Origin of the sequence: Acinetobacter sp. D009 (assembly GCF_038562025.1) — a bacterium.
GTDB classification, from domain to species: Bacteria; Pseudomonadota; Gammaproteobacteria; order Pseudomonadales; family Moraxellaceae; genus Acinetobacter; species Acinetobacter pittii.
Map to the genome: position 1 here is coordinate 986,880 of NZ_CP151886.1, position 23,445 is coordinate 1,010,324.

Annotated in this window: 23 protein-coding genes and 1 tRNA gene; 15 read left to right on the forward strand and 9 right to left on the reverse strand. The window is 37.8% G+C overall.

The genetic code is table 11. From position 1 onward, the window contains the following. The first annotated feature begins 49 nt into the window (after positions 1 to 49). Positions 50 to 808 carry an SDR family oxidoreductase gene (locus tag AAC388_RS04645; RefSeq protein ID WP_017386245.1) on the forward strand — a complete coding sequence of 253 codons (759 nt, stop codon included), beginning with the start codon at positions 50 to 52 and terminating at the stop codon, positions 806 to 808. A 168-nt stretch (positions 809 to 976) separates the two neighbouring features. On the opposite strand, the gene AAC388_RS04650 is transcribed toward AAC388_RS04645, so the two are convergent. Continuing rightward, positions 977 to 1,052 (reverse strand) — tRNA-Asn (locus AAC388_RS04650). A gap of 46 nt (positions 1,053 to 1,098) precedes the next feature. On the opposite strand from AAC388_RS04650, the gene AAC388_RS04655 reads away from it, so the two are divergent. Next, positions 1,099 to 1,245 carry a hypothetical protein gene (locus AAC388_RS04655; protein ID WP_079381033.1) on the forward strand — a complete coding sequence of 49 codons (147 nt, stop codon included), beginning with the start codon at positions 1,099 to 1,101 and terminating at the stop codon, positions 1,243 to 1,245. Positions 1,246 to 1,286: 41 nt separating this feature from the next. Next, on the forward strand, positions 1,287 to 1,718 hold the full coding sequence (locus AAC388_RS04660) for a hypothetical protein (protein WP_017386246.1): 432 nt from the start codon (positions 1,287 to 1,289) through the stop codon (positions 1,716 to 1,718). A gap of 15 nt (positions 1,719 to 1,733) precedes the next feature. Here AAC388_RS04660 and AAC388_RS04665 read toward each other — a convergent pair whose 3' ends face one another. After that, positions 1,734 to 2,171: a PaaI family thioesterase gene (locus AAC388_RS04665; RefSeq protein ID WP_014207360.1), complete on the reverse strand. Its 438-nt coding sequence runs from the start codon at positions 2,169 to 2,171 to the stop codon at positions 1,734 to 1,736. Between the two features lie 239 nt (positions 2,172 to 2,410). Between AAC388_RS04665 and AAC388_RS04670 the strand changes: the two genes are divergently transcribed. Further along, on the forward strand, positions 2,411 to 3,253 hold the full coding sequence (locus AAC388_RS04670) for a DMT family transporter (protein WP_069123839.1): 843 nt from the start codon (positions 2,411 to 2,413) through the stop codon (positions 3,251 to 3,253). A gap of 52 nt (positions 3,254 to 3,305) precedes the next feature. On the opposite strand, the gene AAC388_RS04675 is transcribed toward AAC388_RS04670, so the two are convergent. Next, positions 3,306 to 4,541: a pyridoxal phosphate-dependent aminotransferase gene (locus AAC388_RS04675; RefSeq protein ID WP_002118408.1), complete on the reverse strand. Its 1,236-nt coding sequence runs from the start codon at positions 4,539 to 4,541 to the stop codon at positions 3,306 to 3,308. 208 nt (positions 4,542 to 4,749) lie between these two features. On the opposite strand from AAC388_RS04675, the gene AAC388_RS04680 reads away from it, so the two are divergent. Further along, positions 4,750 to 4,929, forward strand: coding sequence for a hypothetical protein (locus AAC388_RS04680; protein WP_002118942.1), 180 nt, complete (start codon positions 4,750 to 4,752; stop codon positions 4,927 to 4,929). A gap of 29 nt (positions 4,930 to 4,958) precedes the next feature. Here the strand turns inward: AAC388_RS04680 and AAC388_RS04685 are convergent, their stop codons facing one another. Next, a complete protein-coding gene (locus AAC388_RS04685) occupies positions 4,959 to 6,398 on the reverse strand; it encodes a sensor domain-containing diguanylate cyclase (RefSeq protein WP_342371256.1) in 1,440 nt (479 codons plus the stop codon). A 175-nt stretch (positions 6,399 to 6,573) separates the two neighbouring features. Further along, a complete protein-coding gene (locus AAC388_RS04690) occupies positions 6,574 to 7,365 on the reverse strand; it encodes a hypothetical protein (protein ID WP_002118650.1) in 792 nt (263 codons plus the stop codon). Between the two features lie 179 nt (positions 7,366 to 7,544). On the opposite strand from AAC388_RS04690, the gene uvrB reads away from it, so the two are divergent. The 8 genes from uvrB to proB all read left to right on the forward strand — a co-directional run bounded on the left by uvrB (position 7,545) and on the right by proB (position 17,089). Continuing rightward, positions 7,545 to 9,566, forward strand: coding sequence for an excinuclease ABC subunit UvrB (gene uvrB, locus AAC388_RS04695; protein WP_002118463.1), 2,022 nt, complete (start codon positions 7,545 to 7,547; stop codon positions 9,564 to 9,566). Positions 9,567 to 9,659: 93 nt separating this feature from the next. Further along, positions 9,660 to 10,247: a lipocalin family protein gene (locus AAC388_RS04700; protein ID WP_032055225.1), complete on the forward strand. Its 588-nt coding sequence runs from the start codon at positions 9,660 to 9,662 to the stop codon at positions 10,245 to 10,247. 110 nt (positions 10,248 to 10,357) lie between these two features. Continuing rightward, entirely contained in the window at positions 10,358 to 11,305 is a 948-nt protein-coding gene (gene rarD, locus AAC388_RS04705; RefSeq protein ID WP_342371257.1) for an EamA family transporter RarD, read from the forward strand. Positions 11,306 to 11,521: 216 nt separating this feature from the next. Continuing rightward, complete coding sequence (locus AAC388_RS04710) at positions 11,522 to 12,979, forward strand: glyceraldehyde-3-phosphate dehydrogenase (RefSeq protein WP_002118702.1); 1,458 nt, start codon at positions 11,522 to 11,524, stop codon at positions 12,977 to 12,979. 149 nt (positions 12,980 to 13,128) lie between these two features. Next, positions 13,129 to 13,854, forward strand: a complete 726-nt coding sequence (locus tag AAC388_RS04715) for a hypothetical protein (protein ID WP_017399267.1) — start codon at positions 13,129 to 13,131, stop codon at positions 13,852 to 13,854. 11 nt (positions 13,855 to 13,865) lie between these two features. Next, positions 13,866 to 14,540, forward strand: coding sequence for a hypothetical protein (locus AAC388_RS04720; protein WP_342371258.1), 675 nt, complete (start codon positions 13,866 to 13,868; stop codon positions 14,538 to 14,540). A 179-nt stretch (positions 14,541 to 14,719) separates the two neighbouring features. Beyond that, on the forward strand, positions 14,720 to 15,940 hold the full coding sequence (gene cgtA, locus AAC388_RS04725; RefSeq protein ID WP_002118576.1) for an Obg family GTPase CgtA: 1,221 nt from the start codon (positions 14,720 to 14,722) through the stop codon (positions 15,938 to 15,940). A 15-nt stretch (positions 15,941 to 15,955) separates the two neighbouring features. Further along, complete coding sequence (gene proB, locus AAC388_RS04730; RefSeq protein ID WP_002118789.1) at positions 15,956 to 17,089, forward strand: glutamate 5-kinase; 1,134 nt, start codon at positions 15,956 to 15,958, stop codon at positions 17,087 to 17,089. Positions 17,090 to 17,115: 26 nt separating this feature from the next. Here proB and AAC388_RS04735 read toward each other — a convergent pair whose 3' ends face one another. Beyond that, on the reverse strand, positions 17,116 to 17,772 hold the full coding sequence (locus AAC388_RS04735; protein WP_017386255.1) for an HAD-IB family hydrolase: 657 nt from the start codon (positions 17,770 to 17,772) through the stop codon (positions 17,116 to 17,118). Further along, positions 17,739 to 18,947 carry a DUF1615 domain-containing protein gene (locus tag AAC388_RS04740; RefSeq protein WP_049069290.1) on the reverse strand — a complete coding sequence of 403 codons (1,209 nt, stop codon included), beginning with the start codon at positions 18,945 to 18,947 and terminating at the stop codon, positions 17,739 to 17,741. The genes AAC388_RS04735 and AAC388_RS04740 overlap by 34 nt, the downstream gene beginning before the upstream one ends. A gap of 83 nt (positions 18,948 to 19,030) precedes the next feature. Here AAC388_RS04740 and dusB point away from each other — a divergent pair, with 83 nt between their 5' ends. Next, complete coding sequence (gene dusB, locus AAC388_RS04745) at positions 19,031 to 20,056, forward strand: tRNA dihydrouridine synthase DusB (RefSeq protein WP_005067871.1); 1,026 nt, start codon at positions 19,031 to 19,033, stop codon at positions 20,054 to 20,056. Positions 20,057 to 20,093: 37 nt separating this feature from the next. Here dusB and AAC388_RS04750 read toward each other — a convergent pair whose 3' ends face one another. Then, positions 20,094 to 21,140, reverse strand: coding sequence for a nitronate monooxygenase (locus AAC388_RS04750; RefSeq protein ID WP_087087596.1), 1,047 nt, complete (start codon positions 21,138 to 21,140; stop codon positions 20,094 to 20,096). Positions 21,141 to 21,257: 117 nt separating this feature from the next. Beyond that, positions 21,258 to 21,959 carry a VIT family protein gene (locus AAC388_RS04755; protein WP_002118524.1) on the reverse strand — a complete coding sequence of 234 codons (702 nt, stop codon included), beginning with the start codon at positions 21,957 to 21,959 and terminating at the stop codon, positions 21,258 to 21,260. A 266-nt stretch (positions 21,960 to 22,225) separates the two neighbouring features. On the opposite strand from AAC388_RS04755, the gene AAC388_RS04760 reads away from it, so the two are divergent. Beyond that, on the forward strand, positions 22,226 to 23,443 hold the full coding sequence (locus AAC388_RS04760) for a hypothetical protein (protein WP_342371259.1): 1,218 nt from the start codon (positions 22,226 to 22,228) through the stop codon (positions 23,441 to 23,443). Positions 23,444 to 23,445 lie beyond the last annotated feature (2 nt).

The window sequence follows — 23,445 nt, forward strand, 5'->3', positions numbered from 1 at the left end:
TTCATCATGAGTTCAACTGAAATAGTTGATCATTTCTAAGGATATAAGAATGTTAGCATTAGTTACAGGTGCATCGGCAGGTTTTGGTTATAGCATTTCAAAAAAGCTGATTGAGTTAGGATATAACGTTATTGGTTGCGGAAGACGAGCAGAAAAACTAGAAGAACTAAAACAAGAACTTGGTGAAAAATTCTACCCATTAGTATTTGACATGACGGATACGGCAGAAAATATAAATAAGGCATTGGTTGATTTACCAACTGAATTTCAAATCAATCAAATTGATTTATTGGTGAATAATGCTGGATTGGCATTAGGATTGGAACCCGCAGATAAAGCAGAATTAGATGATTGGTACACGATGATTGATACCAATGTTAAGGGGCTTGTTACGATTACCCGATTAATTTTGCCAAGTATGGTAAAGAAAAAATCAGGTTTGATTATTAATATGGGGTCTATCGCAGGCACATATCCATACCCAGGGGGCAATGTGTATGGGGCAACCAAAGCATTTGTGGAGCAATTTAGTCTAAATCTTCGTGCTGATTTGGCTGGTACTGGTGTGCGCGTAACTAACATTGAACCAGGGTTGTGTGGAGGTACTGAATTTTCTCTTGTGCGTTTTAAAGGTGATGAGGATAAAGTAAACAGTCTATATGATAAAAAGAATCCACTTTTGCCTGAAGATATTGCAAATACAGTAGCTTGGATTGCTTCACAACCTCCACACATTAATATTAATCGTATTGAAATGATGCCGACCACTCAATCTTTTAATCCTTTAAAAGTGGTTGAAGTGGAATAATAATTTAAGAAGAAAATATATTCTTTCGAGTTAGGTTAGAGCGTTAAACCTAATAAAGACTCTAAGAAAAAATTAAATCCTCTATCTGCTGATAGAGGATTTTTTATAGTTATTGATAAATTTATGGCAAAAAAAAGCCCGCTTTAATGCTGCGGGCTTTTTAGTATTTGGCTCTCCCACCTGGGCTCGAACCAGGGACCTGCGGATTAACAGTCCGTCGCTCTACCGACTGAGCTATGGGAGAATCTGCATGCGATTATAAGGAGATTTTGAGAAGGGTCAAGTCTAAATTGTCATGTTTACTTCATTTTTGTGTCGTATGCTTTTTATTTGATCAGTTGAGTGATGAGTTAAGAAATTACTTGCACTTTAAAAAATCAATTGCTAGATTCAAAAAAGAACAAGCGTTTGGAGAAATCCAAACAGTGTGGATTTAAACCAACTTGCCAGCACTAAAATGGCTAAATCGGAGATAAGTATGAAAACGCTTACGATCGCTTCTATTTTTTCTAATTTTGATTTCTATCAACACAATTATCTCAATATCTTAAATCAATCAGAATCTTATTACACACTTGTAGAAGGTGCATGGATTAATGCTTATCCTTTCAAAAAGCAGGATTTATATTTAGGCGATTTATTGCAGCTTTGGTTTAGCGCTAAATGGAATGTGCATAATTCACTTAAGATTTTAAAAAGCTCGAAACTACTAAACTCTTCTGAATCTTTATATATTTTTCAATTAGAAGGGGAGTTATTGTTGGGTAAAAATAAAGTTTTAGCTTGGTCTGTAGAGCATCAAGAAATTATAGAACTCCAACTTAAAAATATTTGGGCGCCGTATGTGATTGCACAAACTTGTGAACGTCCAGATAATTCAGATGACTTAATAAAAAAGGCAGCGGTTTAAGGCTGCCTTTAATGATTATGGACGAATAATCATGCAGGTTGCTGTTGCATAGGCATACAGTTTACCTTCATCATCAATAATCTTTCCTTCAGAAATACCTAAATTTTTACTTAAATTAATAACTTTGCCTGTTGCAATTAAAGCCTGATTTTGGGGAATAGGGCGGCACATTTTTACGTTAAGGTCGATTGTGCCGTAACCTACACCCGCAGGTAACATCGTATGTACTGCACAACCAGTCACTGAATCTAGGACGGTGGCAGCAAAACCACCATGTACGCCACCGAGTGGATTTAAATGGTTATGATCTGCTTGGGCTTTAAAGGTAACAGATCCTTCTGAAATTTCAGTAGGTTGCATAGGTATTGTTTTACTAATGCTGGCAGGTGGAATATGGCCTTCAATCATTGCTTGTAAAAATTCAAGGCCAGTCATTTCCATCGGATTTTTCATTTTTTGGGTCCTTTAATTCTTTAAGTTCTAAAATGGAACTTGATATTAGCCTATTATTAAGTCATCGATAAGTCAATTCTAGAGTTAAAGATTGAACTGATAAGTTGAATCTTAAAAACTTGTCCATTTAATATAAAATTCCTTTATTATAAAAATTGAATTAAATGAGTTGCATAATGAATTAGATAGATAAAAAAGACTTCTTTTACACTATAAGAAATAACAGGAGCATAAGGACAATGCTTTTTAAAATTGCACTCATAATGGCGGCTTTTGCAGCAAATTCTGTATTGTGTCGTTTGGCTTTGGTTGGCCGACATATTGACCCAATGACTTTTAGTCTAATACGAGTGGGAAGTGGTGCGGTTGTTTTATTAGGACTGTTTTTATATTCAAAATCGTCTCAAACCAAAGTCCAATGGAGTTTAAAAAACGCATTTTTTCTCGCACTTTATATTCTGGCATTTTCGTATGCTTATCTTCAAATCGACGCTGGTATTGGTGCTCTTTTATTGTTTGGGGTTGTACAGCTGACTATGGTGCTTTATGGCTATTGGCAGGGTGAACAGATTGGCATATACCGTGGTATAGGTCTATGTATTGCTTTAGCTGGCATCATTGTTTTGCTATTACCGGGTGCTCATACACCTGATTGGGGATATGCTTTAATTATGGTGATATCTGGTTTAGCATGGGCTGGATACAGCATTGTTGGTCGTAATATGACGCAACCGATTGGTAGTACGTTGGCAAATTTTACGCTAGCTGTGCCAATGGTTTTGTTGGCGAATGTATTACTTGCCCAAGATCGCTACATTGATATGCAAGGATGGGTCTTAGCGATTTTGTCGGGCGGTGTCACTTCAAGCGTGGCTTATGTACTCTGGTATGCAATTTTGAAGCATATTGATCGGTTGACAGCGAGTACAGTACAGCTAAGTGTGCCATGTTTGGCGATTATAGGTGGAAGCCTATTTGTAAATGAGGCTGTGACGGGGCGGGTGATTTTATCGAGTTTTATGGTTTTATTTGGAATTTTATTAGTCATTTATATAAGACCTCAAAAAGCCAAAAATGCATAAGTGAATTAAAAAAGGGTTCTCTCAAGAGAACCCTTTTTATGCAAAATGCAGATTATTTCGCAGCTTTTTCAGCTTCAATTGAAGCAATAGCAGCGTCTACACCTTCAATTGAGTCAGCAGCTTTTTTGATACGTGCTAACGCATCAACGAGTACTTCGTCAGCTGTTGCATATGAAATACGCATAAAACCGCCTAAACCAAATGCATCACCAGGAACAACTGCTACGCCAGTTTCTTCTAGTAACCATTCAGAGAACTCTGTGCAAGATTTTAAGCCTTTTGCACGAATAAGAGGACGAATGTTTGCATAGGCATAGAAAGCGCCATCAGCAGGTAAGCAAGAGATACCTTTAATATCATTTAAGCCATTTACAACTAAGTCATGACGGCGTTTAAACGCTTCAATCATAGGTTGTAAAACGTCTTGTGGACCATTCAATGCAGCTTCAGCAGCAACTTGCGAAATAGAAGTTGGGTTAGAAGTTGACTGTGATTGGATCTTTTTCATTGCACCAATGATTTTTGCTGGACCGGCTGCATAGCCAATACGCCAACCTGTCATTGCGTATGCTTTAGAAACACCGTTTAAAACGATTGTGCGATCATATAAATCAGGAGCAACAGTTGCGATGTTGTAGAACTCATCTTCCCAACGAATCGGTTCATACATATCGTCAGATGCAACAAATACTTGTGGATGACGACGTAAAACTTCAGCTAAAGCTTCTAATTCAGCTTTGCTATAAATCATGCCTGTTGGGTTAGATGGGCTGTTTAATACAACTAAACGAGTGTTAGGTGTAATAGCAGCTTCTAATTGTTCAGGAGTGATTTTGAAGCGTTGGTCTTCGCCACATTTCACAATGACTGGAGTACCTTCAGCAATAATGACCATATCTGGATAGCTTACCCAGAAAGGTGCTGGAATGATTACTTCATCGCCTTTGTTTAATAGAGCAAGTGCCAAGTTAAAGAAGCTTTGCTTACCACCACAAGAAACCAAAATCTGGTTCGCTTGATAATCAAGATTATTATCACGCTTAAACTTAGCAATAATTGCTTTTTTTAACCCAGGAGTACCATCTACAGCCGTATATTTGGTGAAACCATTATTAATCGCTTCAATTGCAGCATCTTTGATGTGTTGAGGGGTATCAAAATCTGGCTCGCCAGCACCTAAACCAATCACGTTCTTGCCAGCAGCTTTAAGTTCAGCAGCTTTATTTGTTACAGCAAGTGTAGGGGACGGTTTGATAGCATTGACACGATCAGAAAGACGTACGTCCACGGCAATATTCCTCTTATGGGATTAAAAAATAAAAAGCATACTATCTTATCGCAAAAATTAAGCAATTTGCGGATACGGGTATTTTTAGATGTAAAAAAGTTTAATTTAAGAAGATTCTTGTTGCTGTTTTACTCAATTGAAGCTTTTTTGAAAAGAAATGATAAAAATCATTTATAATAGGTCGCAATCGAAATTTCGAGAATGAATCATGACTGAGCAACAGCCAAAACAGAAAAAGGCTTTGGTGAAATTGCCATTCCCAATGCCGAATGAAAGCAATCAAGCAGATGATGCGGTACACAACCAAGTGCGTCCAAAACCAGAGCAATACGCGGATAGAACATGGATGCCTCCACGTGGTACGCGTCGTTCTATGGGAAAACGCTAATTTTGAAAAACAGGCAATATGCCTGTTTTTTATTGATTGAATAAAATTTCTTGATAATAACTTTTTTTCTTTTGGTACATGTGATGGTCTGCTCGTTTTAACATGTCCTCAATTTGTTCATTTGTTTGAGTGGTTGCATGTCCAATTGCTATACTTACTGGATGGCTTGAATAATATTGATTGTCGATATTAAAAAGCTCTTGAATCGTTTGAAGCATAATTTGAACGGTCGCTTCATCTGCACCTGGCATTAAGATCACGAACTCATCACCACCGATTCTTGATGCAGTATATGCTGTATTTGAAATAGCCTGACTTAAAATATTTCCAACACGGCGTAATAAACCATCTCCAATATCATGCCCAAACTGGTCATTTGTTTCTTTTAATCCATTCATATCTAAAAAAATTGAAGAAACTGGTCGAATAATACTTCGGTTTAACCGGTTAAGTTCCTCTGTAAAAAAAGCACGGTTATATAGTTTAGTAAGAACATCGTGTTGCCCTAAATATTCAAGATAGTTTTCCGCTTTTTTTCGTGCAGTAATATCTGTCAGTGCAACTTGTACCAGCCCCCAAGTCTCTTCATATCCTGGAAAAACGGTAAATTGAAGTAAGACATTTCTTATTTGGCCATCTAAAGCGTAGTTAATGGCTTCACGTTTGTGATGAATATTACCTTGCCATAACTCAATGAGTTGTTCTCGAAAGGTTTCAACCATTTCTTCAGCAAAAATCTTGTGTGTATTTCTTAAAAGTGTCGACTTATCAGGAGCTTTAAATAAATCTATCGTGGCCTGATTAACATCTAAAATTAAAATATCCTCTACACACTGGCGGACAAACTCAGGATGAACATCTAGAAAAGTTCTGAAGTCTTCAATTCCCAATAGCCTAAGCTGATCAATTCTATTTTTTATACGGCTGAAATCCTCAACCCAAAGCGAAGTAGGCGAGTAGATAAACATAGATTCAGCTAAGCGACGATTTTTTTCTTCCTGTCGAAGTGCATTTTGATAGGGGGTAATATCTTCGGTAGTAAGTAGTACCCGCTCAAAATTAGATTCAGAACCAGGTAAAATAGACCCTCTTAACTGAACATCAATACGTTTGCCTGATAAGGTGTAATTCACAGTAGTGCTTGAAAAATGGGTTTTACCATTCCATAACGCTTCAAGCTCATAAATATGTGATTCGAACATTTCCTTTTTAAAAATGAGATTCAAATTTGAATATAGTTCTTCGTGTGTTGTTGCTTCAAAAAGTTTTAAAGTTTTTTGGTTAACACGAATAATTTTAATTTTATGTGCGCATTCGATAACTAAGTGTTTATTTTGATTTAAAAATTCATGGAGGTTTTCAATTCCTTGCTTTCTCCATAAATCAAATTGTTGTTTAACTTCACTGAAATCCTCAATCCACATTGGAATTGGGCTAAGGTCAAAAATCGAAGAATCTAAAGTTTCCATATGTTTCTTTAAGTATTCAGTTTGCCTTAAAGTATAATGAGAAAAATTAAGATTTGGGAGGATAAAGAGTTTAAATATATTAGAATAATTAAAAATAAAAGGATTAAATGTAATTAAAAATAAAATAATGAGAAAGCAGAGATTATCTGCTTAACTCATAAATTCATAAGAAAAATTAACGATTAATAGGGTGATCAATGTTTTTTTCACCACGCCATAACTTAATAAAATCTTGCTCATCAAAATCGTAAAGTTCCATCAGTGCAACAACAGCACTCACAAAAATCATGGCACCTTCAGAGTTTCCATGAAGATTGAAAATTTTACCGTTTAACTTCCCTAAAATATCACTAAGCTCATGATCACGGCCTCGTCCATAACGATCTCGTGGGTACAACTCTTCATTTAAGACAATAAGAGCTATTGCTTTTTCAGCATCTGATAAATCAGTTTTATCTAAAGCTTCTTCAAATGATTCACTGCCATGATTAAAGTAAAAAATAACTTCATCATTAATGAAACTTTGTACCATCTTTTGAGTTAAAGTCGGAAATTGTGATACTGCATTATCTTCTACATAGGGTTTAAAAGATTCCGGAAAGATAACGTTATGATAAATCCCTTTAAAAAGAGGAGCGATTTCAGAAACTTTATAGCCTGCGATGCCACAACCTAATGCAGTAATGAAATATTTCATTTTAGGATGATTTTTTGTGTATATCTTAAAGTCTTCAACATAATGCTGAATTTGTGAAAGTGGCATTTGTTGAATGTGTTCATTTAAAGTTGGAATTGCAAAGCTTTGACCAGCCCAGCCACGACCTACACCTTCAACTGCTCCGAAGTGCTGACTTGCAACGCGCGCTGCACCACTACCGTGTTGTCCAGCAAGATTACTTCCAAATACAAAAACTGTATCTTCGGGAAGTTCAGTTACAATACTTTCATCATGATATTGATAGGTCATAGTTATACTTTTTGTTTAATGGATAGCTTCATGTTGCAACCGATTAGGGTATTGGTCAAGTGTTAAGATGCTTAATCTTTTACATTGAATTTACAGCTCAATTTAGACTTTAAATTAAGATAAAAATCCCCATTAAAAGGGGAGACGTTAAATTCAATTTTTCATAAAGAGAGATAACTTTGAACGAAAATCAACCTTTTGATTTGGTCACTCATTATCAGCCAGCAGGTGATCAGCCACAGGCCATTGAAAAGCTGGTAAATGGTATCGAGCATGGTTTTCGTAATCAGTTATTGCTGGGTGTAACTGGCTCGGGTAAAACCTATACCATGGCGAATGTGATTGCTCAAACACAGCGACCTACAATTGTGATGGCTCATAACAAAACTTTGGCTGCCCAGCTTTATGGAGAGTTTAAAGCGTTCTTCCCTAATAATGCAGTTGAGTATTTCGTAAGTTACTATGATTACTATCAACCCGAGGCTTACGTTCCATCCTCAGATACTTTTATTGAAAAAGATGCTGCCATTAACGATCACATTGACCAGATGCGACTATCAGCAACACGTGCTTTATTAGAGCGTCGTGATGCAATTATTGTGGCCTCGGTTTCTGCAATTTATGGTTTGGGTGACCCAAATGCTTATATGCAAATGTTACTGCATGTGGTTGAGGGCGACCGTGTAAGTCGTGATGAAATTATCCGCCGTTTGGTTGAAATGCAATATACGCGTAATGAACTTGAGTTCTTACGTGGTACATATCGAATTCGCGGTGAAATTATTGATATTTTCCCTGCCGAATCTGATCAACATGCGATTCGTATTGAACTATTTGATGACGAGGTCGACTCGATCCGTTGGTTTGATCCGTTAACGGGTAAAATGGTTCGTAAAGTTCCACGTGTTACGATTTATCCAAAAAGCCACTATGTAACCCCGAAAGATCATCTGACTCGTGCAATTGATACAATTAAAGATGAATTACAAGATCAACTTAAATTCTTCCGTGAACATGACAAATTGCTGGAAGCCCAGCGTATTGAGCAGCGTACCCGTTATGATTTAGAGATGATGCAACAGTTGGGCTATACCAATGGTATTGAAAACTATTCAAGACATTTGTCTGGTCGTCCAGCTGGTGAAGCGCCTCCAACTTTATTTGATTATGTACCTGAAGATGCATTGCTGATTATTGATGAGTCACACGTTACAGTTCCGCAAATTGGGGCGATGTATAAAGGCGACCGATCACGTAAAGAAAATTTAGTGAATTACGGGTTCCGTTTACCAAGCGCACTTGATAATCGACCAATGAAATTTGAAGAGTGGGAACGCATTGTACCGACGACCATTTTTGTCAGTGCAACACCTGCTAAATATGAGCTAGAAAAGTCTGACCAAGTGGTTGAACAGGTGGTACGTCCAACAGGATTAATTGACCCTGAAATTGAAGTTCGTCCTGTATTAACTCAGGTTGATGATGTTCTTTCTGAAATTAATATTCGTAAGAACCTAAATGAACGTGTGTTAGTGACTACTTTAACAAAGCGCATGGCAGAAGATCTGACTTCTTATTTAAAAGAATACGGGGTTAAAGTCGCTTATTTACACTCTGATATTGATACGGTTGAACGTGTCAAAATTATTCATGAGTTACGTACAGGTGTATTCGACGTTTTAGTCGGTATTAACTTGTTGCGTGAAGGTCTCGACATGCCAGAAGTTTCTTTAGTTGCTATTTTAGATGCAGATAAAGAAGGTTTTTTACGTTCAGAACGTTCACTCATTCAGACAATTGGTCGTGCTGCGCGTAACGTGAAAGGTAAAGCAATTTTATATGCTGACCGAATCACTGATTCTATGCAAAAAGCAATAGATGAGACTGAACGCCGAAGAGCTAAACAAATCGAGTTCAACGAGTTGCATGGTATTACACCACGTAGTGCTGTTCGTCAGGTCATCAAAGAAATTGATTCAGGCGAAGTGCTTTCAGACGACGAAATTGATGAGAAGGTGCTTGAACAAGCACAAGCTTTAAGTGCTGACGAAAGACATATTCTCTCTGATCCAAAATTGTTTAGTAAGCATATTACTAAGCTTGAAAAAGAGATGTTAAAAGCTTCGAAAGATTTGCAGTTTGAACAGGCAGCACGGATACGTGATGAAATCATTCGACTGAAAGCGCAAATGTTGCAATAAACGAATACATAATGCTACATAATGTGTTTAAAAAACAAGCTACTGTAGATATTTGAGTTCTTTTGTATTCACAACTAATCGTTGAGGGCAACAATGGCATTTCGAAATAATGTTCCGCAAGCCAGCTGGCGTTTGGCTAAAATTGCGTTGGGCGGTGTCGTTTTGGCTGGTTTGGCTGTTGGAACCTATGTCTATGCCCAGCCGAAACCTTTGCAAACTGTCTATAAAGTTGAACTGGACCGATATTTAGGTGTTTGGTATGAAGTCGCGCGTAAACCTGCATTTTTCCAAAAAAAGTGTGCTTATAATGTATCTGCAACCTACACCTTAAACGAAAATGGAAATGTAGTAGTAGATAATCGCTGCTACGATAATAGAAAACAATTACAGCAATCTATCGGGGAGGCCTTTGTGGTTAACCCGCCATATAACACCAAATTGAAGGTAAGTTTTTTACCGGAAGCTGTAAGATGGATTCCGGTAATTCGTGGGGATTACTGGATTTTAAAGCTAGATGAAGACTATCAGACTGTTTTAGTCGGGGAGCCTTCACGTAAATACCTTTGGGTGCTATCAAGAAATCCTCATCCAGAGCAAGAAGTGGTGGATGAATATTTAAATTATGCAAAAACATTAGGTTTTGATATTCGAGATGTTATTCGTACAGAACATAAAGAATAGTGGTATATGTCTGTTTAAGAAAAAACCATGTTTTTACATGGTTTTTTCTTTTTTATAGTGGATAAATCAAGTATTGTAGTGAGTTGTTTTTACTAAAGTCTAAGAGGTTTATGATGTTTAAGGGCGTGATCTTGTCTGTCATGGCATCATTCACTTTTGGTGTACTTTATTTTTATACTCAATTATTAAGCCAGCTCGATAGTGAGCAAACTTTTGGATGGCGGATTATTGCAACACTACCGTTCCTTACTTTATTTATGTGGTGGAGTGGTGATTTAGCCTATATCAAGAATATCTACCAACGTATTTTGGCTAAGCCTTCTTTACTATTATTATTAATCACAACCTCTATTTTAACCTCAGTACAACTTTGGCTGTTTTTGTGGGGGCCGATGCATGGGCGTGGATTGCAAGTCTCTTTGGGATATTTCTTATTACCGCTGGTTCTAGTCTTAGCTGGAAGTGTGTTGTATGGCGAAAAAATATCAAAATTTCAATGGGTAGCAATTATTCTTGCAGTTATTGGCGTTAGCCATGAAATATGGCGTTTAGGAAGTATTGCGTGGGAAACGGCATTGGTAGCAGTTGGATATTCTGCCTACTTTTTATTACGTAAAAAAATTAAAACAGATAATTTAGGGGGGTTTTGGTGGGATTTGGTCATTATTATGCCCATTGCAATTTATTTAACTCATACAGGTTTGCTGCCATACAGTAAATTTATAGACCAATCGAGTCTTTCTTTGATCATTATTGGGCTTGGAATTTTAAGTGCTATTGGTCTGGGAAGTTATATTCTGGCAAGTCGTTTTCTACCTTTAGTTGTGTTTGGACTCTTAGGATATTTGGAACCTGTATTACTTGCTTTAGCTTCTTTAGTTTTAGGGGAAAGCATTGGCCAAGAAGAATGGTTCACTTATCTTCCGATTTGGTGTGCTGTTTTTGTACTCGTTTTAGAAGGGGCAATTCATCTTTATCAACAACGGCAAAAAGCCCAAAATCTGCAACTTAATATCACGAAATATCAAAAAAGATTAAAAAATGATGAGTTCAATTAGGTCGTCAGAACCTAAAAAGTAAGAAAAAGCAAAAATTTAGCTGCTTTAAACAATAAGATAATAAAAAATAATTATAGGTATTTTATGAATTTATGATGAATTTTAGGAAAATCTAGTCACTAACGTCAGCTTTTGATTCATTCTTGCCAATAATTCCATTACAATTACGGGGTTTTAAAAATCACGCCTAGATATAATTAATTAGAGGACGTATCTGTGAGCAAAGACACTATCATCGCCCTGCACGCTGAACACCAAGGCCGTTGGAAAAACCGTGAAGAAATCGCGGAACGTATGATTGCATTAATCGGTCAATTATACCGTGAAAAAAATATTGTCGTATCTGTTTACGGTCGCTCTTTAATTAACCGTTCTGTTATCCAAATTTTGAAAACTCACCGTCGTACACGTGTTGTAGACGTTGAACTTTCTGTTGTAAACACATTCCCAATTTTAGAAGCTTTAGCAAAAGTTGAAAATATTGGTTCTGCAGAAGTTGATATCGGTAAACTTGCTGTTGAATATAAAGAAAAAGGCGGTGATGTTGATGCTTTTGTTGCTCAATCAGTTGAGTCAATCAAAGGTAGCGCAACTTCTGAACAACCTAAAGATGTAGTTCTTTACGGTTTTGGTCGTATTGGTCGTATCTTGGCTCGTTTAATCATTAGCCAATCAGGTTTAGGTCGTGGTTTAAGCCTTAAAGCAATTGTTGTACGTAAGTCTTCTGACGGTGACTTGGCAAAACGTGCTTCTTTACTTCGTCGTGACTCTATTCACGGTACTTTCGCTGGTACAATTTCTGTTGATGAAGAAAACGAAGCAATCATTGCTAACGGTAACTTCATTAAAGTGATTTATGCGTCTAGCCCAAGTGAAGTTGACTATACTGAATACGGTATTGAAAACGCACTTTTAATCGACAACACTGGTAAATGGCGTGATGCTGAAGGTCTAAGCCAACACTTGAAATGCCCAGGCGTTGCACGTGTTGTATTGACTGCACCAAGTAAAGGCGAAATGAAAAACGTTGTATTTGGCGTAAACAACACAGATATCTTAGATGAAGACAAAATCATCTCTGCTGCAAGTTGTACAACAAATGCAATTACTCCAATTCTTAAAGTATTGGATGACAAATATAAAGTTCTTAACGGTCATGTTGAAACTGTTCACTCATTTACAAATGACCAGAACTTAATCGATAACTACCATAAAGCAGATCGTCGTGGCCGTGCTGCTACTTTGAACATGGTAATTACAGAGACTGGCGCAGCTAAAGCAGTTGCTAAAGCATTACCTGCATTAAAAGGTAAATTAACTGGTAACTCTGTACGTGTTCCTACACCAAACGTATCTCTTGCAATCTTGAACTTAACACTTGATAAAGAAGTTGATCGTGAAGAAGTGAACGAATACATTCGTCAAATTTCGATTAACTCTAACCTTCAAGGTCAAATTGGTTATACCAACTCGACTGAAGTTGTATCGAGTGACTTTATCGGTTCTCGTACAGCAGGTGTATACGATGCTCAAGCAACGATTACTTCTGGTAACCGTTTAACTGCTTACGTTTGGTACGATAACGAAGTTGGTTATAGCTGTCAGGTATTACGTATCGCTGAACAAATGTGCGGCGTAAGCTACAAAAAAATCCCAGCAGAATTGAATGCTTAAGATCATTTAACGATCTATAAAATATTTTCACAAAAAGACCCAGTTTAGACTGGGTTTTTTTACAACCGTACAAAATATATGCTGACTATTTTTTGTAAATAAATGAGAATACAAATTAAGGAAAAAAAGAAAATAGTAAGGGATAGGAATTGTCGCAGTTTAAACGTTTGTTGGTCGTTTTTGTATTCATCATTATTGCCAATTTATGTGGTGTACTCATTGCAATATGGGTGTTTAAGCACTTTAATATTTATATTCCACTGAAAAATCAGGCAGTTGCTATTGATTTACAAGAGCCTCTACAGGTTAAGGTTAAAGTACAAGATGCTTTAAATGTGGATGTAAAGGGGCGAGTAAATGCCAGTATTCCAATTGATGAGAAACTGAATATTCCTTTAACACAAACATTAACTCCGCGTGTTTACTTCGATAATATGGTGCCGATTAGCACAACCATCCCAGTCAAAGAAACATTAAAAGTTGAGCAAAATCTACCCATTGATACTAAGGTTCAGGTACGTGTTTTGGGGCGTGATATTACATTGCCATTGAAAGGAACAATTCCATTAAAACTTGATGTGCCAATTGATATTAATGTCCCGCTTGAGCAAAAGGTTCATTTAAAATTTGATGCTCCAGTACGCACGGTATTAAAAGAAAATCTACATATTCCTTTAAAAGCAAGATTAGACACGAATATCCCAATCGAAGGGAATTTAAATGTACCTGTTAAAACTGCATTAAATGCTTCGGTTGATGTGAAAAATACTTTGCCTGTTAAGATTGCAAATGGTGAGTTAAAGATTCCTTTGTCCACTATGCGATTAAATCGAGTATTAGGTTCAGAAACATCACAAAAGACAGCTGATCAATAGGGTGGATGCTAATGTTCCGTTCACTCAAGAGTATGTTAATTAGTTTCTTTTTAATGATGATACTTGCCGCTATTATGTTTTGGGTGTATCTCAATATTCAAGCAAATTTAGTCGTTTCGGCTCATAATGCCGATATTAGTTTACCTGACTCTTTAGAAACAAAGATTCAAGTTGGTAATACTTTGCAGGTTCAGTCTATTGGTAAACTTGATACAACTTTAGATATAGATCGCCAATTAACTTTACCCCTAAAAGGGAAATATTTGGCAGATTTAAATTTTGCTGTAGAAACACTTATTACGGTAAGTGTCGATTATTCAACGACTCTAAAAATTGATCAGGTTATGCCTTTAGAAACCACCACAGATTTGGTTTATCAAAGTAAGTTTTTACCAAAATTTCCCCTTAAATTAGATATCCCTATTAAATTGGATGTGCCTTTTAATTTAAAACGTAGTTATACCGTTCCCGTTAAAATTGTTTTTGATGGTCCAGTTTATTTTGAATTCGATGAACCTGTAAATTTATCGGTGAAACATCAGTTTAAACCAAGCCTAAACGTAAATGATCCTATGGAAATGGGGAATGTCTCTTCATTTAATGCCATCATGTATAATTCTGTGCCAAAAACAAAAGCAAATCTTGATATGCAAATGACCTTACCTCTGCGCAATGTTCATCCTTGATAATTAAATAAATTGGCTAAATTTTATTTTTTATAAGGATCCTATTTGCAAAACTAAAAGCATCTGCTGGATTAAAGATAAAACAGATCGTTATAAATGGAATTGTTCCATTTTCTATTCGAGAATTTTATGAAAATATGGCAGAATAGGCGGTTTTAGAGTTTTTAGAGGATTGGCAGATGCGCTTTGTTGATGAAGCAGTCATTACCGTAGAGGCTGGCGACGGTGGCAATGGCGTAGCCAGTTTTCGCCGTGAAAAATTTGTACCATTTGGTGGCCCAGATGGTGGTGATGGCGGACGTGGTGGAAGTATCTATATTCAAGCTGATGACGATACAAGTACGCTAGTCGATTACCGTTACACACGTAAATTCCGTGCTGAGCGTGGAAAAAACGGTGCAGGTGCTAACTGTACTGGACGTGGTGGTGAAGATGTGGTTTTAAAAGTACCCGTTGGTACAACAATTGTTGATACAGATTCAGGCGATATTATTGGCGATTTGGTTGAAGACGGCCAAAGAATTCTGGTTGCTGGTGGTGGTGAGGGTGGTTTAGGTAACACTCACTTTAAATCATCAACTAACCGAGCACCGCGTAAATGTACGACTGGTACAAAAGGTGAGTTCCGCGAAATTCGTCTTGAATTAAAAGTATTGGCTGATGTTGGTTTGCTGGGTATGCCAAATGCCGGTAAATCTACTTTCATTCGTGCTGTAAGTGCTGCAAAACCAAAAGTGGCAGACTATCCATTTACAACCATGGTTCCAAACTTGGGTGTAGTCGATGCTGACCGCCATCGTTCATTTGTAATGGCCGATATTCCAGGGTTAATCGAGGGTGCAGCAGAAGGTGCAGGTTTAGGAATTCGCTTCCTTAAACATTTGGCACGTACTCGTATTCTTTTACACATTATTGATGTACAACCAATTGATGGTTCTGATCCAGCGCATAATGCAAAAGCGATTATGAATGAGTTGGCTAAGTTCTCACCAACTTTGGCTAAATTACCAGTTGTTTTAGTACTCAATAAACTTGATCAGATTGCTGAAGAAAGCCGCGAAGAGTGGTGTCAGCACATTCTAGATGAACTAGAGTGGACTGGACCTGTCTTTAAGACATCGGGCTTATTAAGCGAAGGTACAAAAGAAGTTGTGTATTACTTGATGGATCAGATTGAACAACAACGTGAACGCGAAGTTGAAGATCCTGAATATGCAGCAGAAGTAAGAGCTTTCCGTGAACAACTAGAAGTTGAAACACGTGAACAAACCATTGCGGCAAAAGAAGCATATCGTGCAATGCGTCGAGCACAACGTCTCGAAAGCATGATGGACGATGATGATGATTTTGACGATGATGAAGACGACAATGATGTAGAAGTCATCTACGTTCGTGACTAGAAAACCGAGGGAAACATGATAGAAGTGGTCGATGGGCAACGTCAGCTCAGTGAGTGTAAACGAATCGTTGTTAAAATCGGATCATCTTTACTTACAGCTAATGGGCAAGGTTTAGATCTAGATGCTATTTCGCATTGGGCGAAACAGATTGCAGATCTACACAATGCCGGACACGAGATTATTTTAGTGTCATCAGGAGCTGTAGCAGAAGGTATGGTTCGTATGAAGCTTGCGAGTCGACCCACCGATCTACCCAGTCTACAAGCCTGTGCTGCAATTGGGCAGATGGGCTTAATTCATACTTGGTCTAGTGTGCTTGAAAACCACGGTATTCGTACTGCTCAGGTTTTATTGACTCATGATGATTTGGCAGATCGCCGTCGTTATCTGAACTCGTGTGATGCTTTGCAAAACTTGATTGATTGGCGTGTGATTCCTGTCATTAATGAAAATGACACGGTGTCTACCGATGAGATCCGTTTTGGTGATAATGATACTTTAGCTGCTATGGTGGCGGGTCAGGTTCATGCAGAATTGCTGATCATTTTAACCGATCAGCAAGGTATGTTTGACTCAGATCCGCGTCATAATCCTGATGCTAAATTACTCTCTACTGTTCGGGCTATGGATGATGATTTATTCGATATGGCCGGCGGTGGTGGTGTGCTTGGGCGAGGTGGGATGGTCACTAAAGTTCGTGCTGCGCGTTTAGCTGCTAAATCGGGCTGCCCAACCCTCATCGCGAGTGGCGAAAGTGATAATGTCTTATCACGTGCGATGGCAGGTGAGATGCTAGGCACTTTGTTTACTACAGATAAAGACCGCATGACTGCTCATCAACAGTGGCTTGCCGCTCATTTACAAACAGCAGGTCGTCTTGTGATTGATGATGGTGCTGTTGAAGCGATTAAATTGAAACATCGCAGTTTGCTCCCTGTTGGGGTTAAAAATGTTGAAGGACATTTTGATCGTGGTGATGTGGTTGAATGTGTCGATAAACAAGGTAAACGTATTGCGGTAGGTCGAGTGAACTTTAGCTCACGATCAGCCGAAATTATTAAAGGCTTAGCCTCAGATAAGGTTTATCAAGTACTTGGTGAAGCTCGTTCACTTGAAATGATTCATCGTGATCATATGGCAATTTATTAAATTTTGCTCAAATAAAAAAGCTCGCTTTATGCGAGCTTTTTTTCTGGCGTTAAACGAGGTAAAACACGATCTTCACCTACCATATATGGATGTGTGGCAAGACTAAGCATGTCTAAGTCTTCCGAGCTATTACCATAAGCATAAATCTGGTGGTAATGCTGTAGCGTATATTGCTGATGTATCCTTAACTTCTTTTGTTCACTACTACAGTCTGGAGTAGAATAGTAACCCGTCATCCTGCCGTTTTTAATTTGAGTTTCGGTACAAATCAACTCGATATCTAGTAACTTGCAAAGTGGAGCAAGATAGACATCAATTGAAGCTGAAACTAATACGACTTGATCACCACGCAATTGATGGTGTTGTAACTGAGTAAAAATTTCAGGCGAAAGCGCAGAGACTAACTCTTGTGCGTATTCTTCACCTAATTTTTGTAATTCAATTGCAGGCGTATTTTTAAACATGCTACGGAATAACTTAGCACGCATAGCATGGGCAGGATAAAAGTTAAGATAGTAGGCTTGAATCCATGGCAGAATTTTCAAGCCTTGCTTAACAATGTGACGCTTAGATAAAGCATAAAAGATGAACCCTGTAAAACTATCTTTACTACACAAGGTTCCATCAAAATCGAACAGGGCGAGACTTTTTATAGTCTTATTCGTTTCGCTCGTTGCATACATGTTTCATATCGTCCGTTTACGCGGGTTGCATACCAATTGGTATTATAATCACGACTTAATTTAGGCCCAGAAATTACCACTTGAGGCATAATTGCATAGAGTGGTTCTTTGCCAGTTTTTGATTTATAAAGTTTAGTCAGCGCAATATAAGTTTGAGTACTTTCAAACTTTTTCTCTTTTTCTAATTTAAGATCATCACGGATTTGTCGTGGGGTAACCAATACATTATTTTTTGCAAATACCGTGATCAGTTCTTTTTCTGACTCGCTTTGAACTGCGCGTGGATCACCATCTTTTGTATAAAGAAGTAGATCGCCATCAAGACTTATATCTTTATCGGTAAGTTCTTTTAGCATTTTTTGAAAAGCTGCATTACGGCTAGAGTACATACCAGAGTTATAATCCGCAAAACGATAAATGGCTTTATCGTAGTCTGCCGGATAAACCATTAAACGATGTATGCCGTAATATAAACCACCGTATTCAGTATATAGGTCATCGCGAAGCGCAGCAGTACTCATACTCGAACGCTTATTGGCTTTCGCATAATTAATATGAACTTGCATTGAACCTAAAGTCGTAATAGGGTTCATTTTCTCGCCAATATCTTGACCAACCAATTTGGCTGCACCAGTTAAGGCACTCACATGATAGTGTTTAGCCATGAAGTCGAAAATTTCTCGGTAAAGTAAGTCGAGTTCTTTCTCGGTTTTAACTTTACGCATTTGACTCATATAGTTGTTATCAGGAGAGGGCTGAGTTCTTAGAACTTCTTCAAAGTAACCAGCAATTGTTCCACCAACGGTTTTGCCAAGCTTATCTTCAAATTTTTCATTTAAACGTGTACTAACTTCTTCAACTGCTTTTTGTCCTAACCCAGGCACTTGAGGGTTGGCAACAAAGTTGGATTCCTGATCCACTACAGCCACAATACTACAGACATTTTTCTTGGTTTTAGGAATATCCAAGTCTTTCATAATGTCATCAATATCTTTAGCCCATGACTCACGGTCATGCACACGTGATGGAATTAGACGTTTAATCTGTTGGCTTTCTAGTTCAGGCTCATCATTGTTTGACCACCAAGCTTTATCACCACAAGCAGCTAAACTCATGCATACGGCAGCCATGCCGAATGATTTTAATAAAAAACGGGAAGACAACGGTTTGTTCATGGCGAGGAAAGCACCTGCATAAAAAGATGAGCCGATTAAGCGGATGAAGTATACTATGTTGATCATCAATTGTATGAATATATATGTATATTGGTCCCTATCAACTGTCAAATAATTTAATTGTTGCTCCTATGGCGGGAGTAACTGACCGTCCATTTAGAACACTCTGCAAGTATTTTGGCGCAGGCCATGCAGTCAGTGAAATGATGACTGCTGATAAAACTTTGCGGATGAGCAAAAAGAGCCTCTACCGTGCGAACTTTGATGGTGAACTCGCTCCAATCTCTGCTCAAATTGCAGGCTCTGATCCTGAGCAATTGGCAGAGGCTGCACGCTATCAAGTAGCAAATGGCGCACAAATTGTTGATATTAATATGGGATGTCCTGCCAAGAAAGTATGTAATAAGCTCGCTGGTTCAGCGTTATTACAAGATGAAGACTTAGTGGCTCGAATTCTTGATGCAGTGGTCGCTGCTGTTGATGTTCCCGTGACTTTGAAAACCCGTTTGGGCTTTTTAAATGGTCAGGAAAATATTTTAAGAGTAGCAAAAAGGGCAGAAGAAGCGGGGATTGCTGCGCTGGCTTTACATGGCCGTACTCGCGAAGACATGTATTTAAATACAGCACGTTATGATTTGATCAAACATGTCAAAGAATTAATCAATATTCCACTTATTGCGAACGGTGATATTGATAGTCCTGAAAAAGCAAAATATGTACTCGACTATACAGGGGCAGATGCAATTATGATTGGTCGCGCTGCTCAAGGTCGGCCATGGATTTTTCGTGAAATTGCTCATTATTTAAAAACTGGTGAACACTTAGCTGCACCTAATATTGAAGAGGTGAAGCAGGTGTTACTAGGACATTTATCAGAACTTTATCAATTTTATGGTGAATACTCTGGCTGCCGTATTGCCCGTAAACACATTGCTTGGTACACCAAAGGATTACGTTCGAGTAATGAATTCCGCCAAAATATGTATAAGGTTGAAAGTACTGCTGAACAGGCAATAGTAGTCGAAAATTATTTTAATCAGCTATTGGCTGAAGGCAATTTGATGAGTGATGTTCAAGTTGAGCAGGTTAACTTACTAGAAACCCATTAAATAAAAAGCCAGTATATGATTACTGGCTTTTTAAGATTTACTCATCTTCTAACATTTCTACAACTAACTGGTTAACCAGATCAGCAGCATCTAGCTCTCGTATTTGAGAGACATTACTACCCGCCCAAAAAGCACCGAAGCCATAGTCTTTATTCTTGCTTGCAATGGCATTTAATTGCTTAGCTAGATCGTATGCATATGGATATTCGGGTTGAGGAGGGCGACTTGGTAGATCAATTTGTGTATGCCAATGGTTGAGCAGGCCACGGGCTGGACGCCCAGAAAGACTGGCGCTGATTTGTGTTACAGGTTCATTAAATAAAGCTTTACGATACTCGGCAGATGCATTTGATGTATGGCATTGCACAAATGCTGTTCCGAGTTGAACAGCAGCAGCTCCTAAGCTCAACATATGCCGTGCCTGTGCTCCATTCATAATTCCGCCTGCGGCTACCACAGGTGGTTTGCAATGCTTGACAATAAGGTGTACTAAATCGCTCGTTTTAATTGCTGCATCAAAGGTTTTATTAAAGATTCCACGATGTCCGCCTGCTTCAATCCCTTGAGCAATAATAATATCTATATCAGCCGCTTCAATGGCTTGTGCTTCAACTAAATTGGTAGCAGACACCATCGTAATAATTCCGGCATCTTTTAATGCTTGAATTTGATGGGGATGGGGAATCCCAAAATGAAAACTGACCGCTTTAGGTTTGGTTTCTAATACGACATTTAGAAAATCATCGTTATCAAGAAAACTTGGATAAATACAGTTTAAGTTTTGAGGAGGCTGTTCTCCGAACTTTTCAAATTGTGGGCGTAAATATTCAATCCATTGAGCAGAAGTTTGAAGGTTAAGTTGTTCGGGTTGATGACAGAAAAAATTAACCTGAAATGATTTTTCTGTAAGTGTTTGGGTTTTTAAAATCTGTTCACGTGCACTTTGCGCCGTATTTGCACCTAGACCTAAGGACCCAAGACCACCCTGATTAGAAACTTCTGCTGCAAGTTCAGGTGTAGATACACCTGCCATAGGGGCAAGAAAAATTGGATGTTTAATTTCAAGTTGTTGTAATAGGTCCATTTTATTCACCTCATTTCTTTCTATTCACCATAGCGTGAAAACCGAACCAAGAGCAAATAATATTGGGCATTTAGTTTTTAAATATTTAGTTCTTAAACATTGATAAGTTCTGATTTTTTAAAGTGGAGTAACGTGAAATAAAGAGCCGATCCAGCTTGAAAAGCCCATCGCTAAAATTCCCCACAAGGTAATGCGTAGACTCCCTTTAAGCTTGGAAGTACCTGCGAAATGACTTGATAGCGCTCCTAAAAAGGCTAATGAAATAATGCCAAATATTAAGACTGTTTTTTCGATCCATATATCTGGACTGAGTAAAATAGCCAGCATAGGAAACAATGCCCCAAATGAAAATGAGCCAGCTGAAGCTAATGCGGCTTGAATAGGATTTGCTGCGGTATTTTCATGAATACCAATTTCATCACGCGCGTGAGCCCCTAATGCATCATGATTTGTAAGTTCAGTAGCAACTTGTAGAGCTAAGTCAGGTGCTAAGCCTCTGGATATATAAATTTGAGTGAGCTCGTCCAGTTCACGCTGCGGATGCTTTTTGAGTTCTTGTTCTTCAAATTTTAAGTCGGCTTTTTCAATATCTTCTTGTGATTTTACTGAAATATATTCTCCTGCAGCCATAGAGGTTGCACCAGAAATTAAACCAGCAATACATGCAATAAGAAGTGTATGAGCAGAAGCCCCACTTGCAGCCATTCCCATGATTAGACTAGTAACAGAAATAATTCCATCATTTGCCCCTAAAACGGCCGCCCTTAACCAACCTGAGCGGTGAATAAAATGATGTTCTGGATGTTGAGAAAAGGACATGTTTTCCCCTATTTGTAGTTATAAATTTTTATCTTATCCTATAAGATTATTTACAATAATACGATTAAAAAATGTGTCATTATAGGAAAAACAAACAGATAAGAACTTTTTAAAACATAATATTAAAGGAGATAAAATGAACAATTTAAAGAACTCATCTACTTATATAAACAGTGTCATTTATGGGTTTAATTATAATACTTATTGATTAAATTTTAATTTGATTGCTACGCAAGCATTCTACCTATTTTACTCTAGAGGTCCCAATGAATAGCAAAACAATAAAATCTATAACTCGTTCCTTTATCGTTGTTGGTTCGATCTGTCCAGCTTTAGGCCTCTTAAGTATTGAGACTAGTTTTGCACAAGAGATTGTTAATCAAGAATATAAACCAGGTAATCCAATTTATGATAAATGGGATCAATTTTATAAAATTGAAAAGACTCAACCTGAAAATGCCGAGAAGTTATTATTAGAACTTGGAGAGATGACGCCACAAGATATTAAAGTTTGGAAAAGCTTAACTTATTTACAAATTCGACTAGGGAAACAAGATGCAGCTTTGCAAAGTCTAAGAAAAGCAGAGGCATTAGATCCAGCAGATGATAATTTAAAACTCCAAGAAGCTTATCTACTGAATTCTCAAAAAAATAACAAAGAGGCTTTGGTGGTTTTTAAGGAACTTACCCAATCTAAAGATGCTGATATTGCGAGTAAAGCGACACAGGCTGTAAAAAATCTGAGTGGAGGAGAGGTCAAAACTTATTTCCGTGATGTGTATTTTGCGCCTTCATATGAATCACGTTACGACGATGTAATTTTCCCACTTAAAGCTCGCTATGGTAAGAACCTCTATAATGGTCGAGCGCAGGTGTATGGCTTTTTAAATCTAAACCGCGATACTCAATCTCAAGGTGGTGTACGACCTGAAATTATTGATGAGAATGCGGTAACTCTAGGTGTAGGCGCTAATTATCAACCTTGGACTTCTATACCTGTACGCATGTATTTAGAAGTAGGTGGTAGCTATGATCTGATCGATCGAAATAGAGATAAATTTCGTGAAAGTGTTGTGGGTGGGGTAGCAGGTTATCAAGAGTGGTACTCTCAAAATAGTTGTAATCAGTCACTTTGTTTTAATGAGTACTTCACTGATTTATATGGCAATGCTGCGACTTATTCTAGAGAAGATTATAATGTTATTGGTGATTTACGCTTACGAACGGGTTTGAATGTCTATAAAGGTGAGAATGGCACTGTACAGGCTTATATGAAATTGCATGGCTTAGCTGACAGCAAAGATGAGTATTACAATAATTTATTTGAATATGGCCCAGGTATTTCATGGCAGCCTTTTAATTATCAACCAATAAAACTACGTGTTGAACGACTATATGGCAATTACTTTAAAGATGTGCCAGTAAACACGAAAGATCATTACAACAATACTCGAGTAGAGCTCGTTTTTTATAAGGATTTCTAAGA